This is a genomic window from Vibrio sp. 10N.261.52.C2 (genome assembly GCF_041471425.1).
In the GTDB taxonomy this organism is placed as follows: Bacteria; Pseudomonadota; Gammaproteobacteria; order Enterobacterales; family Vibrionaceae; genus Vibrio; species Vibrio crassostreae_C.
In genome coordinates this window covers 24,383-39,672 of the sequence record NZ_JBFROH010000017.1, presented here as the reverse complement: position 1 = coordinate 39,672, position 15,290 = coordinate 24,383, and the positions used below count along the sequence as shown (strand labels likewise).

Below are 15,290 nucleotides of genomic sequence, written 5' to 3'. Positions count from 1 at the left end.
GTTGCAGGGCGTATGACTTGTTACACTCCGAGAAAGAAAAATTATAGGTGAGGATAGCCAATGTACACTGCAGAGCAGAAAGCACGAATTAAATGGGGTTGCCGTCGCGGCATGTTAGAACTTGATGTAGTCATCATGCCATTTTTCGAAGAGTGTTTTGATTCATTGCAAGAGCAGGAACAGCGCGAGTTTGTTTCTCTATTAGAGTGTGATGATCCAGATTTGTTTACTTGGGTAATGGGCCACGGACGCAGTGAAAACCTAGGCCATGCATCAATGGTTGATAAAATTGTCGCACACAACCTCAGCAAGGTTCGTTAAGCTTCAGCTTAACCCTTCGTATTCCGCATTATTTGCAAAAGGCACTATTTTTGGGTGCCTTTTGTTTTTCATCGTCCTGTCTTCTATTCCACTTGCCGCCAGCCTTTATTGCTTAGCTTTAATGATCCGCTTGTTCAGAAACAATCATGTGATTCTAAATAGTGTCTATGGGCGTTTTGATTACAGAGAGGATGGTGATATTCGACTCAATGACCGAACTTACCGACTCAAGTCCGTTGATAAGATCTGGGCGCAGTTCTTCGTTAAATTGCAGTTTGAATGTGGGCACTCGGTACTGCTTTGGCGGGACAGCTGTTGCGAGCGAGAATATCGCCATTTTCTGGCGAACTTACAACGAGCGCGCTAGAGAAGCCAAACTATTCGATGAAAGAAAGTATTAGATAAAAGAAAGCGTTAGACAAAAGAAAAGGGAGCACTCGGCTCCCTTTCGTTTAATCATTTTCCGCTGACGGCTAATTCGCTAAGCACGTTTAACCAATTATTATGATTGGCGTTTCTCTGGCGTCAGAATCGTTGGGCCACTGTCTTCTGCAAGTTCAGGGTAATCCAACGTGTAGTGGAGGCCGCGGCTCTCTTTACGTTGCATTGCACAACGAACCATTAGCTCTGCCACTTGTAGCAAGTTACGCAGTTCTAATAGGTTATTCGAAACCTTGAAGTAGCTGTAGTACTCATGAGTTTCTTGTTGCAGCATCTGAATGCGACGCAATGCTCGCTCTAGTCGTTTATCCGTTCGAACAATGCCCATGTAATCCCACATGAATAGGCGCAGTTCGTGCCAGTTGTGTTGAATGATAACTTCTTCATCACTGTTGGTGACCTGGCTTTCATCCCATGCTGGCAGTTCAGCGCACAGTTGAGATTGGTCGATGTTCTCAACGATATCTTTTGCTGCTGCCCATGCGTAAACCACACACTCAAGCAGTGAGTTAGAAGCCATTCGGTTTGCACCGTGTAAGCCGGTGTAGCTCACTTCGCCAATCGCATACAAGTTCGTTAGGTCGGTTTGACCCTGCTTATTCACCATGACACCACCACACGTGTAGTGAGCGGCTGGTACGATAGGGATCGGCTCTTTGGTCATATCGATGCCCAAGTCCATCAAGCGAGTATGGATCATCGGGAAGTGCGCTGTGATGAATTCTTCAGGCTTGTGGCTGATATCAACATACATACAGTCGGCACCCAAGCGCTTCATTTCGAAGTCAATTGCACGAGCAACCACATCACGTGGCGCCAGTTCACCGCGCTCATCGAAGTCCTTCATAAAGCGAGAACCATCTGGACGACGCAAGTAAGCACCTTCACCACGCAGTGCTTCCGTTAGTAGGAAGTTACGCGCTTCTGGGTGGAATAAACAAGTTGGGTGGAACTGGTTGAACTCAAGGTTTGCCACACGACAACCCGCACGCCAAGCGATAGCAATACCATCACCTGAAGAAACATCTGGGTTAGAGGTGTATTGGTAAACCTTTGAAGCGCCGCCTGTTGCTAATACAACAAACTTAGCGCGCACGGTTTCAACATGTTCTTGGTTACGGTTCCAAATGTAGGCACCGATCACCTTGTCTTTTGAACCACCAATCTTATCTTCCGTGATCAAATCCAGCGCATTGTGGCGCTCGAAGATCTCGATATTTGGGTGGTTGTTGACGTTATCTTGTAGTGAGGTTTGCATCGCCATGCCAGTTGCATCGGCAGCGTGCAGAATTCTGCGGTGACTGTGGCCACCCTCACGAGTGAGGTGATATTTTGGTTGGCCTTCTGTGCTGTTCTCATCTTTATCAAATGGAACACCACCATCAATCAGCCATTGCACACACTCTTTCGCATTTTCAGCAATGAATTGAACTGTATCTTCTTCGCATAACCCAGCCCCAGCGATTTGAGTATCCTCTACATGAGACTCAATACTGTCCGACTCATCGAACACCGCGGCGATACCACCTTGTGCGTAATACGTCGATCCTTCGCTGCGTGGTCCTTTGCTTAATACAATTACTTTTGCATGTTCTGCTACGCGTAAGGCTAATGACAAGCCTGCCGCACCACTTCCTACCACTAATACATCACACTGATGTTCACGGTTTGCGTTCATAAAACTTATTAAATCCCGGGCTATAGTCGAGTTGTCCACTCTCAATTGACTTTGTCTTGTTTTAGGAGTTTGGCTAAGACTGTTATAATCTCTCCAGAGTCATCCTTAAACGCTATGCAAAATCAATATATAGACAGCTATCTAGAAATATTTAATTGCTCAATACCATTGCTTTTGCTCAAGTTTCCCCAAATTGATAGGGATAGCTATTTTTATTACATCACATTGTGAAACAATAATGGCAAATAATTTTAAGAAAGTTGGAACTTTCGGTATTTGGCTTAGTCACAATAGTGCTCTTGTAGACGGTGGTGTCAATACTACATTTCGCATAATTAGTACCCATATCTGTGAAGGTGAGGGTTATAACAATAGGAGTACCCGCTCGAATGAACGAGCAGCTAACCGATCAAGTGTTGATTGAGCGAGTTCAGAGTGGAGATAAGCAGGCATTTAACTTACTAGTGGTTAAGTATCAAAACAAAGTTTGTAATCTTATCTCTCGATACGTGAATAATTCCGGTGATGTACCTGATGTAGCACAAGAAGCTTTTATTAAAGCTTACCGCGCGATACCTAACTTTCGTGGCGAGAGTGCCTTCTATACATGGTTATACCGAATTGCCGTGAACACCGCTAAAAATCATATCGTTGCCCAAAGCCGTAGGCCGCCAGTAACCGATGTAGATGCAGAAGATGCAGAATATTACGAAACAGGCAGCGCGTTAAAAGAAATATCGAACCCTGAGAACTTAACGCTGTCTAAAGAATTGAAACAAGTTGTTTTTGGAGCGATTGAAGCGCTACCAGAAGACTTAAAAACTGCAATGACGTTGCGAGAGCTCGAAGGTTTGAGCTACGAAGAGATTGCAGAAGTAATGGATTGCCCTGTAGGAACCGTACGTTCGCGTATTTTCCGAGCTCGTGAAGCGGTGGAAAAGAAAATCAAACCTCTTTTGCAACGCTAGAACTTGTAATAATTATGGTGAAAATAATGGCTGATAAAGAAAAGCTTTCGGCACTCATGGATGGTGAAACGATCGATAAAGCTCTCATTGTAGATCTAGAATCTGATCAAGAAAGCATGGATACTTGGCAGAGTTACCATTTAATTGGTGATGTTATGCGTGGGGATTCGCCAGAAACTCCAGAGTGGAACATTGCTAATAGTGTAGCGGCAGCGCTTGAGAACGAGCCTGCACATGGTTCAATGTCGAACCTGCACCAAGTGAATGTTGAACCTACTGTTGCTCCAATTGAAGAGCAACCTAAACCTCAGCAAGCGAAGCGTCAGCTTCCGGCGTGGTTACAACAGTTTGGACAAGTTGCCGTGGCAGCGTGTGTTTCATTAGCCGTTGTATTAGGTGTTCAACAATATGGTGGTAGCGACCCTGCAGCACCAGAGCAGTTGCCTGTACTCCAGACGATTCCATTTGCCGGTTCTGCGGAACCAGTAAGTTTAACGCGTGACTCTGTTGAGAAACCAGCATCTGAAGCTAACTTGCAAGAGCAGCGCAAACGCGTTCATGCATTGTTAGAAGATTATGAGCTGCAGCTAAGATTAAACAGTGATGCATCGCCAATGCAAGATGCACATCTAGAATCGGACATTGAATGAAGAAAATCCTGGTCAGTGCACTGACACTGTTCAGCTTGATGTCTCCAACAGCCTTTGCAGAGGAAACCACTGCAAAGGCCTTGTTGCATCAAATGAACGAGGCCAGTCAGCATCTAAATTACGAACTCTCCTACATTTTGATAAAGAAGAGCAGTATTGAGCCTCTTGTTTATCGCCATGCGGTTAACGACGACCAACAACTTGCACACCTTGTTTATCTAAGCGGCCCTGTTCGTGAAGTCATTCGACGTGGCAACGAAGTTAGCTACATCGAGCCGGGTACAGAGCCATTTACGATTCAGTCAGGCAGCATGGTTGCGCCTGTTATTCCGATGATTAATCGAGATATCGAATCTCTGAATCAGTACTACGACTTTGTGAAAGTTGGTCGCTCTCGTGAAGCAGGTAGCACCACTCAAGTGCTGCGTGTCGTGCCGAAAGATGGCCTTCGCTACTCTTACGTGGTTTGGGTAGACGAAAAAACGAATCTTCCTTTGCGTGCCGACCTTTTGGATCGTGATGGCGAAGTGCTTGAACAGTACCGCACTATCTCTTACGTGGTGAACGATAAGATTGCTGAGGCTATGGGTGGCTTGAGCCAAGCTCAATTGCCGAAAGTTTTATCATTACCGGAAGGCTTAGTGAGTGAAACTAACTGGCAAGCGTCGTGGATTCCTGAAGGGTTTAAATCAAAAGAGCTTAGCCGCTATCAAATGGCTGCGACCGATAAAATGGTTGAAAGTCAGCTTTTCAGTGATGGACTGTTTAACTTTTCGGTTTATATCGCGGAAAAAGATGAGCATTCATTGAAAGGGCAGCTGGTGCGTCAAGGGCGTAGAACCTTGCACAGCTTAGTGATTGGCGATAAAGAGATCTCTGTGGTTGGTGACATTCCGCCGGCAACTGCAAAACGTATTGCTCAGTCAGTTACATTTAATAAATCGGTACAAGCGCAATGATGACCGCGCTGGCGACCGTTAGCTCGGTTGAACAAAAAGGTAAGCAATACTTTGTTCAATTGAGCTGCGAACAACAAACCAGTTGTAGCAGCTGTTCTTCTCAAAAAAACTGCGGTACGGGTATTGTGACCAAGGCTGTTGGCAATAAATCTTTGTTTTGGCAGCTTAAAACCAAAAGCTTAGTCAAAGCTGGACAAATCGTAGAAATTGGCTTTCCAGAAAAAAGCCTACTTCAGTCGGCGGCGATTGTTTATCTCATCCCACTTTTCATGTTGATGATTGGTGCTGGTTTTGGGCAACTCTTGTTACAACCCTCACTCCAGGGGGGCGAGGGCATTGTTATCTTAAGTGCAGCACTGTTTACTGCTGGTGGGGTTGCCTTAGCGAAGCGGTTAGCCAAACCCATGGAAGACAAATCCAAGCAAGAAGTCGTCTTGATTCGAATCCTAGGTGAGTCTCTCGTCTAATTTATGATGCTTCTTGCCCTTAAATTGGGTAGAATCTGCCAACTTGATTGAAATGCCGCCACCAATGCTGACTGTAGATTGGACGCGTCGCGGCTTTCTTATTATCCCTATTCAAAGAGTTTAGTCACACCAAGCCTATGAAGCACATTCGTAATTTTTCGATTATCGCCCACATCGACCACGGTAAGTCGACCCTTTCTGACCGCTTAATCCAAGTTTGTGGAGGATTAAGTGAACGTGAGATGGCAGCTCAAGTCCTCGATTCTATGGATATAGAACGCGAGCGTGGTATTACAATTAAAGCGCAGAGTGTGACTTTAGATTACAAAGCTAAAGATGGTGAAACTTACCAACTTAACTTTATCGACACTCCTGGACACGTAGACTTCTCTTACGAAGTATCTCGTTCTCTAGCGGCTTGTGAAGGCGCACTACTTGTAGTGGATGCTGGCCAAGGTGTTGAAGCACAAACTCTAGCAAACTGTTACACAGCAATCGAAATGGAACTGGAAGTAGTGCCAATCTTGAACAAGATTGACCTACCAGCTGCTGAACCAGAACGTGTTGCTGAAGAAATCGAAGAGATCGTTGGCATCGATGCGATGGAAGCGACTCGCTGTTCTGCGAAAACAGGTTTGGGTGTTGATGATGTTCTAGAAAACATCGTGACGGCAATCCCGCCACCGGAAGGTGATCCTGAAGCGCCTCTACAAGCGTTGATCATTGACTCTTGGTTCGATAACTACCTTGGCGTAGTTTCTTTGGTTCGTATCAAAAACGGTAAGCTGAAGAAGAACGATAAGATCAAAGTAATGTCGACAGACCAAGTATGGGGTGTTGACCGTCTAGGTATCTTCACGCCTAAGCAAATCGATACTACAGAGCTAAATACTGGCGAAGTAGGTTGGGTTGTTTGTGGTATTAAAGACATCCTAGGTGCACCGGTTGGTGATACGTTGACGCTTGCAAAAGGCGGCAGCACTGAACGTCTACCTGGTTTCCAAAAAGTGAAGCCTCAGGTATACGCTGGTCTATTCCCTGTATCATCTGATGACTACGAAAACTTCCGTGACGCGTTAGGCAAATTAAGCCTGAACGATGCATCACTGTTCTTTGAACCAGAAAGCTCAGCAGCACTTGGTTTTGGTTTCCGTTGTGGCTTCTTAGGAATGCTTCACATGGAGATCATCCAAGAGCGTCTAGAGCGTGAATACGACCTAGACCTAATCACAACTGCTCCAACAGTAGTGTATGAAGTTGTAAAAACAGATAAAACGGTTCTTTACGTTGATAGCCCGGCTAAACTGCCAGCGGTTAATGACCTAGAAGAAATTCGTGAGCCAATTGCACGCTGTAATATTCTGGTACCTTCGGATTACCTAGGTAACGTAATCACACTGTGTGTTGAGAAGCGTGGCGTACAAGTAGACATGGTCTACCACGGTAACCAAGTTGCTGTGACGTACGATCTTCCTATGGCAGAAGTAGTTCTAGACTTCTTCGACCGTCTGAAGTCAACGTCTCGCGGCTATGCATCATTGGATTACAACTTCCAACGTTACGAGCCATCAAACATGGTACGTGTAGACGTACTGCTGAATGGCGAAACAGTTGATGCACTAGCTATCATTACGCACAAAGATATTGCTCAGTCTCGTGGTCGTCTACTGGTAGAGAAGATGAAAGAATTCATCCCTCGTCAGATGTTCGATATCGCGATTCAAGCAGCGATTGGTAACCACATCATTGCTCGTTCTACAGTGAAACAACTGCGTAAGAACGTAATCGCAAAATGTTACGGTGGTGATATCAGTCGTAAGAAGAAACTTCTTAAGAAACAAAAAGAAGGTAAGAAGCGTATGAAGCAGATCGGTAACGTTGAACTGCCTCAAGAAGCTTTCCTTGCAATCCTTCATGTTGGCAAAGACTAGGTATCAATCGCACTAACTATCTGCTGAACATTACTGGTTAAAATCGTTTATTTCTTTGTTGCAAAGATTGCAATTAGGCCCACTAGTCACTGCACTTTGCGCCTCGAACTAAACGATTTTTCCTTCGTAATCTTCCCAGCATTTAGTCAGCATGATTGATACAAATTAGAAATATTAAGCAGAGTGAAAGAGTTATGCTCTTTCACTTTCGTTATTTTTAAAGAAATGAAATTTAAGGGATATCAATGGCTAATACATTTTCGCTTATCTTAGTGATCGTAACTCTAGTGACCGGCATTGTATGGGCGTTGGAAAAGTTTGTGTGGGCGAAGAAGCGCCAGCAAAAGCTTGCTGACGTTGAAGCACAATCGAATGGCCTAGACGCTGAAACTAGCGCAAAAGTTACGGCTCAACCTTGGTGGGTTGAGAACAGTGTGTCCATTTTCCCGGTAATTGCATTTGTTTTGGTTCTGCGTTCATTTATTTATGAACCGTTTCAAATCCCTTCTGGCTCGATGATGCCAACGCTTTTGGTTGGTGACTTCATCTTGGTAGAGAAGTACGCGTACGGTCTAAAAGACCCAGTATGGCGCACTCAACTGGTAGAAACGGGCAAGCCAGAGCGTGGTGATTCAATCGTATTTAAGTACCCACCTCAGCCTAACATCGACTACATCAAGCGTGTTGTTGGTATGCCAGGTGACACCATTCGCTACAGCAGTCGTAAAGAGATCTGCATTCAGGCGAAGGGTACAAGTAGCTGTGAACCAGTGAAACTAAGTAATGTTGAAGAGAGCCAATTTATTCAAGATGGTGTGCCTCTGATTCAGCTGAACGAACAGCTTGGAGACGTAGAACACCAGATTTTAGTTAACCCATTGCGCCGCGATCGTGTGCAAGCATATCAGCCTCGCAATGGTGTTAACGAATGGGTCGTTCCAGAAGGCCAGTACTTTGTGATGGGTGATAACCGTGACAACAGTGCCGATAGCCGTTACTGGGGCTTTGTCCCTGAAGCAAACCTTGTTGGTAAGGCCGTTGCTATTTGGATCAGCTTCGAATTCGAACGCGGTTCAGACAGTGTACTTCCAACATGGATTCCTACTGGTGTGCGTTTTAATCGCATCGGTGGGATTCATTAATCGATCACATAACACATCGAGAGAGCATGAATTCTCCAATTGATAAACTAGAGAGAAAGATTGGCTATCAGTTTAATGATGCCGATCTTATCCACTTGGCGCTGACTCACCGCAGCGCCGCAGGTAAACATAACGAACGTCTTGAGTTTCTGGGCGATTCAATTTTAAGTTTTGTTATCGCTGATGATCTTTACCACCGTTTTCCTAAGGTAAACGAAGGTGATATGAGCCGCATGCGCGCAACATTAGTACGTGGTCATACATTGGCAGAACTAGGTCGTGAATTCGAACTAGGAGATTACTTAAAATTAGGTCCAGGTGAGTTGAAGAGTGGCGGTTTCCGTCGTGATTCTATTCTAGCGGATGCGGTTGAAGCGGTCATAGGCGCTGTCTATTTAGATAGTGATACCGAGACGGTTCGCGGCATTATTTTAAGCTGGTACCAATCTCGCCTAGATGCTATTCAGCCTGGAGTATCTCAAAAAGATCCGAAAACTCGCCTACAAGAGTTTTTGCAAGGTCGAAGAAATCCTCTACCTGTCTACACAGTGACTAATATTAAAGGTGAAGCACACAACCAAGAGTTTACGGTTGAGTGTGAAGTGGCAGGTGTGGATAAACCTGTTATCGGTAAAGGCACTAGCCGCCGCAAGGCAGAACAAGCGGCTGCTGAAACAGCATTAGAGCAACTAAGCAATGTCTGATAACAACCAAGATTTCGATATCGATGCATTCTTTTCATCTGATAGCAAAAAAACAGGCCTACCGGAAAACCAACACTGTGGCTTCATCGCTATTGTCGGTCGCCCAAATGTAGGTAAGTCGACGCTTCTGAACCATATTCTGGGTCAGAAGATTTCTATTACATCACGTAAACCACAGACGACACGTCACCGTATTATGGGCGTTGAAACTGAGGGTGATTACCAAGCGATCTTTGTTGATACTCCTGGACTTCATATTGAAGAAAAGCGTGCCATCAACCGCTTGATGAACCGTGCGGCGAACAGCTCATTGAGTGATGTAAACCTAGTATTCTTCCTTGTCGATGGTACTCACTGGACTGACGACGATGAGATGGTTCTGAACAAACTGAAGAAGACTGACTTCCCAGTTGTACTTTGCATCAACAAAGTAGATAACGTTCAAGACCGTACTAACGTGATGCAGCACATGATGGAAGTCTCTAAGAAGATGGACTTCATTGATGTAGTGCCAATCTCAGCGAAGCAAGGTAAAAATATTGATGTACTGCGTAAGCACGTACGTGAACATTTACCTAAAGCGACACACCACTTCCCTGAAGAATACGTGACTGATCGCTCGCAACGTTTTATGGCCTCTGAAATTATCCGTGAAAAGCTGATGCGCTTTACGGGTGACGAGCTACCTTACTCGGTAACGGTTGAAATCGAACGTTTCGATTACAACCCAGATAACGATGGCTTCCACATCAATGCACTGATTCTTGTTGAGCGTACAGGCCAGAAGAAAATGGTGATTGGTAAAGCGGGCGAGAAGATCAAAACGATTGGTCGTGAAGCGCGTATCGATATGGAAGAGCTATTCGGCCGTAAGGTTTACCTAGAGACTTGGGTCAAGGTTAAATCTGGCTGGGCTGATGATGAGCGTGCACTTCGCTCGTTAGGCTACATCGACGATCTATAATATATTGAACGTCACTTTCTGATAGTAAGAATTAAGAAGTAAGAAAGTTGAACTGAATATAATTTCAAGAGAGAGTGCGAACTCTCTCTTTTTGTATCTGTAATAAGGGTAAGTGATTGAGCGAAGGGTTACAGCGATGCTTTGTGTTGCACCGTCGACCATACAGTGAGTCGAGCCTGATCTTGGACGTCTTCAGCGAAGAGTTCGGTCGGGTGACGTTGATGTCTAAAGGCGCTCGCAGCAAGCGTTCCAATTTGAAAGGTGCATTACAACCTTTTACGCCGCTATTGCTTAAGTGGTCTGGTAATGGTTCGATGAAAACCTTACGCCAAGCTGAACCCATCAGCTTGGGGCTCCCTCTCGCCGGTATTAATCTGTATTCAGGCATGTACGTGAACGAGCTTATCGGTCGGGTATTGATGGCGGAAGTACCGATGCCTGCACTTTTTCACGACTATCTTCATGCTTTAACAGAGCTGGCGCATAATGATAATCCTGAGCCAGCACTGCGTCGCTTTGAGCTGGCTCTATTATCTGCTATGGGTTACGGCGTCGACTTTTTACACTGCGCGGGCACTGGCGAAGCGATTGATCCGAGCATGACTTATCGCTATCGAGAGCAGAAAGGTTTCATCGCTTCAGTACGTCGAGATAACCTGACTTTTATGGGCGATGAACTTATTGCAATCAGCGAACGTAGGTTTATCACTAAAGAGCAGTTAAAAGCGGCAAAACGCTTTACACGCATAGCCTTAAAGCCGTATCTTGGCGGCAAACCATTAAAAAGTAGAGAGCTATTTATGCCAACAATAGCCCTCTCCAGAGCACGGAGTATTGGAAAATGAGCTCAATCCTTTTAGGCGTTAATATCGACCATATTGCAACACTACGTAATGCACGTGGTACTAAATACCCAGATCCAGTACACGCAGCTGAAATCGCTGAACGTGCTGGTGCAGATGGCATTACTATTCACCTGCGTGAAGACCGTCGTCACATCGTTGATCGCGATGTGCGTATTCTGGCTGAAACACTTCAAACTCGCATGAACTTGGAGATGGCCGTAACGGACGAGATGGTTCAAATTGCACTCGATACTAATCCTGAGTTTGTTTGTCTGGTTCCTGAAAAACGTGAAGAGCTAACCACTGAAGGTGGCTTGGACGTAGTTGGTCAACTAGAGAAGATCAAAGCGGCGACACAAAAACTGTCTGCAGCAGGTATCAAGGTATCTCTGTTTATCGATGCTGACCGTGAGCAAATCGATGCTGCAAAAGCGTGTGGCGCACCGTTCATTGAACTGCACACGGGTCACTATGCTGATGCTAAGACAGAAGAAGATCAACAAGACGAGCTTAAGAAGATCGCAGCAGGCGCAAGCTATGCAGATGACTTAGGTATCACAGTCAATGCGGGTCATGGTCTGACTTACCACAACGTAGCACCGATTGCGGCACTTCCAGAGATCTACGAGCTGAACATCGGTCACTCGATCATGGGACGTGCAGTGTTTGATGGCTTAAACAAAGCCGTTGCAGACATGAAAGCAATCATGGAAACAGCACGCAACAACGCTTAATTTTCTAAACAGTAAGCGTTAAGTCGTAAGCGACGAATTAGTAGAGTTAATAGATAGAAGTTTGTTAGTAGGGTAAGCATGGCTGTTGTTGGATTAGGTACAGATATCGCAGAAATCGAACGTGTCGAGAAGGCGCTGTCGCGAAGTGGCGACGCTTTTGCTCAGCGTATTTTGACGGATTCTGAGTTTGAAGTATTCCAACAGTTGAAGCAAAAAGGCCGTTACCTTGCAAAACGTTTTGCTGCTAAAGAAGCTGCATCTAAGGCGTTAGGTACGGGGATTGCGCTGGGTGTTACCTTCCACGACTTTGAGATTTCAAACGATGAGCATGGTAAGCCAGTATTGAGCTTACACAAGAAAGCGCGTGAAATCGCAGAGGCGAATGGCACAACATCGATTCATCTGACTATCTCGGATGAGCGTCACTACGCTGTGGCAACGGTATTACTCGAATCGTAAACAGATTATCGCGACTTTATATCTAGTGCTCTTGGCTCTAGACAGAAAAAAGCAGAGCTCATGAGCTCTGCTTTTTTATTGGCGGGTAAACCCTCTAAAGAATACTAGTGAGTAACAAGTACCCGCTAGGCCTTCGCCTGTTTCAAGTAGTGAATCGCGGTTGCTTGAACCTTATCTAATTCATCCTGAAGCTCGAAAAGCTCAGGTTCAATGTCTTCAACAGAAGTACCTGAACGCAGCTCTTTCTCTATTGTCGCACATACCGATTTTAGCCTTGGTACGCCGCTGTACGAGCTGCTGCCATGCATCTTGTGAATGATGTGTATCAGCTCTTCAACTGGATAGTCACTGTCTTCTATCGCTTTGTCTGCTGCCTCATACACCTCTGGAATAAAGTCGACGAGCATTTGCAGCATATCGCGTGCGAGGTCTTCTTTATTGGCGGCTTGTTTCATCGCAGCTTGCCAATCAATGATGATGTTTGTGTGCACGCTGGCTTCAGTTTCTGACACCGGACCGTTGTCGACTTCAGCAGAGACCGCTGGGTGGTCTGGATCTATTTTTTCGATGTGCTCAACCTCAGAGGTCGAGCTCCAATGAATCAGAACCTGCTGTAAAACATGCTCTTCAATAGGTTTGGTTAGGTAGTCATCCATGCCCGCTTCAAGCAGTCGATCTCGTTCGCCAATCATTGCATGTGCGGTCACGGCAATTACAGGTGTATTCGCATTGTTCGCCAGTTTTTTGATGTTCTGACAAGCGGTTACACCGTCCATCTGTGGCATTTGAATATCCATGAAGATGATATCAAATGGCGTCTCTGTCGCTTTGTCTATCGCCTGCTGACCACTGGTACAACTGATGACGGTTTCTACACGCTCTTTAAGCAGCGCGGTAATCAACTTAAGGTTGGCTGGGTTGTCGTCTACTGCCATCACAGTAAGCGGTAACTTCTCTTCAGAATGCGTTTCAATCGCTGGTGCAATCAAGGTAGGTGCCTGATTCGATACCAGAGTTTGCAGCAACTTCTTACGAGAAAGAGGCTTGGTGATGCACTGAACATCGACCTCTTTCATTAGTTGCTCACCCAACGCTAGCTCGGTACTTGGTGTACCAATAATCACGTTTTGAGCAATCTTCTTCGCACCGATCGCCCAACCACTCACAGTATCAAATTGATACTCTTGGTTGGCGGCTAGGTTAAGCAGAACGTAGTCATACGAGGTCGTCTCATCTGGCATCACCGAACGATACGTTACCACTAAGCCTTCTTGGGTTAGGATTTGCTGAGTAATCGATGCCGCTTGCATGTTTGGCTCGATAAGCAGCAGTTGTTTGTCTTGCAGACACTGCGTCTCAATCAGCTCTGTCATCGGCATATCAGTCGTTGATAGTCTCAAGGTGAACCAGAAGGTAGAGCCTTGGTGAAGACGACTGGTTAGGCTGATCTCTCCGCCCATTTGGCTGACCAGTTTTTGGGTGATAACCAGACCTAAGCCTGTACCGCCGTAACGACGAGAGATACTTGCATCGGCTTGGCTGAAAGCTTGGAAAAGCTGAGCTTGTTGACGCTCAGAAATACCAATACCCGTATCGCGAACCATGAATTGCAGCTCGATGTTGTCTTCACTTTGTGAGCGAAGCTCAACGCTGATATCAATGTTGCCGCGTTCGGTAAACTTGATTGAGTTACCAACAAGGTTGGTTAGGATCTGCTGAATACGCAGTGGATCGCCCACCACACCTGGCGGTACTTTAGGGTCGATCTTCAGTGTCAGTTCTAGGCCTTTCTCATGAGCGTTGGTTGCTTGAAGGTTTACTACCTCTTCAAGGCTGGCTTGGAATTCAAATGGGATGTTCTCTAGGGCTAATTTACCGGCTTCAAGTTTCGAGAAGTCCAAGATATCGTTGATGATGCTAAGCAGGTTGTTTGCCGAGCGTTCAATGGTTTGTAGGTAATCGGTTTGACTGTTCGATAGGTGAGTCTTGAGCATTTGACGAGTAAAGCCAATCACACCGTTCAGCGGCGTTCTCAATTCGTGAGACATATTCGCTAAGAACTCAGACTTAACACGAGCCGCTTCTTGAGCGCGTTTCTTCGCGATGTCTAACTCAACGTTTTGAATCTCTAGCTGTTCAAGAGTTTCACGCAAATCTGATGTGGCCTGGTCGATACTGTGCTGCATCTCGACGTGATACTCTGATAGCGATACCGCCATCGCATTGATACCGTTTTTCAGCGAGTCTAGCTCACCATGCATCTTACCTTCGATACGCACATCTAGGTGACCTCGACGAATTCGGTCGACCATGTTTTTCATGTGTGTGATCGGTTGAGTGACATCGTGCATTAAGCGGAACGCAAACACGCCCGATAAACCAAGCCCGAGAATCAACACTAAGAATGCAGAGAACACTTCTTGATATTGCTGCAATCGAAGTGATGAAAGATCTAATTCAATCGCAATGTAGCCGATCGCTTGATTAGCTTGAGACTGACCGTTGGCTGAATTGATGTACTGGCCTTCGGCGATGATAGGTGTCCGCAGAATCAGCGTATTATCGAGAAGGTTCGATGAGCTTAAATGCGGGATCGGTTTATCTTTGGGGTAGGTCAGGCTTTCAAAATCGGGGTGGAAGTTTGAGGTTACAAACAACTCATGACGCTCATCAAACACCGCGATACTGCGCACTAGCTTAGAATTCTTTCGATGCGCATAGCTAATAAGCTGACGAACAGACTCTCGACTTTCGAGCTTCATGCCTGATTCACTCGTAATCGCAAGTGGCTCAATGATGCTAGTACCAGTGTTAACCACTTGACCTTCAAGGTCTTGATAGCGGTTAAATGAGAAAAATGCACTCAATAGCAACCCAATAATCAGGGTTGGAGCTAGAGTTAAGGTAATTACACGGGCTCTTAAGCCATATCTGGTCATGTTCTTTAATTACATCGAGGTCTGGATATGGGAAAATAACGCACACAATGGCGGTTAAGTGAACGGTAAGCTTAATCAAAGCCGTGAC

Annotated in this window: 15 protein-coding genes; 13 read left to right on the top strand and 2 right to left on the bottom strand. The window is 45.5% G+C overall.

Annotated features, from left to right (window positions below; all coding sequences use genetic code 11):
- The first annotated feature begins 60 nt into the window (after positions 1 to 60).
- Together AB4307_RS06895 and AB4307_RS06890 are read left to right on the top strand one after the other, a co-directional pair.
- The gene (locus AB4307_RS06895) at positions 61 to 321 is read left to right on the top strand and encodes an FAD assembly factor SdhE (RefSeq protein ID WP_004735374.1); all 261 of its coding nucleotides are present in this window, start codon (positions 61 to 63) and stop codon (positions 319 to 321) included.
- The gene (locus AB4307_RS06890) at positions 269 to 688 is read left to right on the top strand and encodes a protein YgfX (protein WP_324295273.1); all 420 of its coding nucleotides are present in this window, start codon (positions 269 to 271) and stop codon (positions 686 to 688) included. The genes AB4307_RS06895 and AB4307_RS06890 overlap by 53 nt, the downstream gene beginning before the upstream one ends.
- Before the next feature lie 135 nt (positions 689 to 823).
- On the opposite strand, the gene nadB is transcribed toward AB4307_RS06890, so the two are convergent.
- Complete coding sequence (nadB, locus tag AB4307_RS06885; RefSeq protein ID WP_017059049.1) at positions 824 to 2,440, bottom strand: L-aspartate oxidase; 1,617 nt, start codon at positions 2,438 to 2,440, stop codon at positions 824 to 826.
- A gap of 389 nt (positions 2,441 to 2,829) precedes the next feature.
- Between nadB and rpoE the strand changes: the two genes are divergently transcribed.
- The 11 genes from rpoE to acpS all read left to right on the top strand — a co-directional run bounded on the left by rpoE (position 2,830) and on the right by acpS (position 12,263).
- Positions 2,830 to 3,408, top strand: a complete 579-nt coding sequence (gene rpoE, locus AB4307_RS06880) for an RNA polymerase sigma factor RpoE (RefSeq protein WP_017068700.1) — start codon at positions 2,830 to 2,832, stop codon at positions 3,406 to 3,408.
- 26 nt (positions 3,409 to 3,434) lie between these two features.
- Positions 3,435 to 4,058, top strand: a complete 624-nt coding sequence (locus AB4307_RS06875; RefSeq protein WP_017063205.1) for a sigma-E factor negative regulatory protein — start codon at positions 3,435 to 3,437, stop codon at positions 4,056 to 4,058.
- Complete coding sequence (gene rseB / locus AB4307_RS06870) at positions 4,055 to 5,017, top strand: sigma-E factor regulatory protein RseB (protein WP_017059047.1); 963 nt, start codon at positions 4,055 to 4,057, stop codon at positions 5,015 to 5,017. Before AB4307_RS06875 ends, rseB begins: the two co-directional genes overlap by 4 nt.
- Positions 5,014 to 5,484, top strand: coding sequence for a SoxR reducing system RseC family protein (locus tag AB4307_RS06865; protein WP_372131482.1), 471 nt, complete (start codon positions 5,014 to 5,016; stop codon positions 5,482 to 5,484). The genes rseB and AB4307_RS06865 overlap by 4 nt, the downstream gene beginning before the upstream one ends.
- A 137-nt stretch (positions 5,485 to 5,621) precedes the next feature.
- Entirely contained in the window at positions 5,622 to 7,415 is a 1,794-nt protein-coding gene (lepA, locus tag AB4307_RS06860) for a translation elongation factor 4 (RefSeq protein ID WP_017059045.1), read from the top strand.
- Between the two features lie 245 nt (positions 7,416 to 7,660).
- A complete protein-coding gene (lepB, locus tag AB4307_RS06855) occupies positions 7,661 to 8,557 on the top strand; it encodes a signal peptidase I (protein ID WP_017068697.1) in 897 nt (298 codons plus the stop codon).
- Between the two features lie 26 nt (positions 8,558 to 8,583).
- Positions 8,584 to 9,261, top strand: a complete 678-nt coding sequence (gene rnc, locus AB4307_RS06850) for a ribonuclease III (RefSeq protein ID WP_017066012.1) — start codon at positions 8,584 to 8,586, stop codon at positions 9,259 to 9,261.
- The gene (gene era / locus AB4307_RS06845) at positions 9,254 to 10,225 is read left to right on the top strand and encodes a GTPase Era (protein WP_017059042.1); all 972 of its coding nucleotides are present in this window, start codon (positions 9,254 to 9,256) and stop codon (positions 10,223 to 10,225) included. The genes rnc and era overlap by 8 nt, the downstream gene beginning before the upstream one ends.
- Positions 10,226 to 10,341: 116 nt before the next feature.
- Positions 10,342 to 11,070 (top strand): DNA repair protein RecO, encoded by a 729-nt coding sequence (gene recO / locus AB4307_RS06840; RefSeq protein WP_019826299.1) that lies wholly within the window; start codon positions 10,342 to 10,344, stop codon positions 11,068 to 11,070.
- Positions 11,067 to 11,804, top strand: coding sequence for a pyridoxine 5'-phosphate synthase (gene pdxJ / locus AB4307_RS06835; protein ID WP_017059040.1), 738 nt, complete (start codon positions 11,067 to 11,069; stop codon positions 11,802 to 11,804). The genes recO and pdxJ overlap by 4 nt, the downstream gene beginning before the upstream one ends.
- Positions 11,805 to 11,882: 78 nt before the next feature.
- Entirely contained in the window at positions 11,883 to 12,263 is a 381-nt protein-coding gene (gene acpS, locus AB4307_RS06830) for a holo-ACP synthase (protein ID WP_017059039.1), read from the top strand.
- A gap of 125 nt (positions 12,264 to 12,388) precedes the next feature.
- Here acpS and barA read toward each other — a convergent pair whose 3' ends face one another.
- Entirely contained in the window at positions 12,389 to 15,202 is a 2,814-nt protein-coding gene (gene barA, locus AB4307_RS06825) for a two-component sensor histidine kinase BarA (protein ID WP_372074332.1), read from the bottom strand.
- Positions 15,203 to 15,290 lie beyond the last annotated feature (88 nt).